This is a genomic window from Streptomyces milbemycinicus, assembly GCF_002154605.1.
GTDB lineage: Bacteria > Actinomycetota > Actinomycetes > Streptomycetales > Streptomycetaceae > Streptomyces > Streptomyces milbemycinicus.
This window is the reverse complement of the sequence record NZ_MUNE01000983.1, coordinates 1,531-2,351: the sequence shown is the minus strand read 5'-3', so window position 1 is coordinate 2,351 and position 821 is coordinate 1,531. Positions and strand designations below refer to the sequence as shown.

The window sequence follows — 821 nt, the reverse complement described above, 5'->3', positions numbered from 1 at the left end:
CCACCGGGTCTCGCCGGTCGCCTCGTCCCGGGCGATCAGGGACTGGTCGTCGGGGCCGCTGGAGATGACCATGTCGTCGAAGAGGGCCGAGTCGAGGCCCGTACTGATCGGCTCGGCCCACTTCTTGTCGCCGGAGTCCGCGTCCAGGGCGACGAGCTCGGCGGTCGTGTCGGAGGGGGTGTGCTGGACGAAGACCAGCCCGCCGTGCACCCCGACCGGTTCCGAGTCGTTCATCCCGATGCTGCGCATGACCAACGCGTCGGAACTCCAGTCGAGGTGCCCCGTCAGGGCGTCGACGCGGGCCGTCGGGAAGCTGTCGCCGCCGCAGTAGAGCTTGGTCTCCTGCTGTGTGCAGTGCGGAGTGACATCGCCGCTGACGTCCACCAACTCGCGCCCCGGGCCGAAGTCTTTGCTGGCTTCGGTGAGCGACAGCTGCCACGGCCGCCAGCCCTGAGGGAGCGGGATCGCCCGAGGCGTGTCGGTCGACGGGCCGCTCGTACGGACCCCACTGCCGCCGTCGGACCCCGCCCCATGTCGGCCAAGTTCCCTGATCCGCGCCCGCCTTCCCGGCGCTCTTCCCCTCGCTCTTCCCTTCCCTCTTCCCTTCCCTCTTCTTCTTGTCCTTGCCCGAGCTGCCGCCTGAGCCGCTGCCCGAGCTGTCGCCTGAGCCACCGTTACCCGACCTGCCCGACCCGCCCTCTTCCGTACGTACCGCACCCTTGGCCGGCAGCTCGTCCAGCAGCCGTACCAGTTCGGCGATGCCGGGCCGTTCGTCCGCGGCCTTGGCCAGACAGCGCTCGACGATGCCGTGCAACGGCTGC

The 821-nt window shown here is 70.0% G+C and carries 1 protein-coding gene; it reads right to left on the bottom strand.

The annotated features are described in order from the left end of the window. The coding region (locus CCN51_RS55510; protein WP_158104784.1) for an outer membrane protein assembly factor BamB family protein at positions 1-384 on the bottom strand (384 nt) is incomplete at its 3' end. Positions 385-821: the final 437 nt, after the last annotated feature.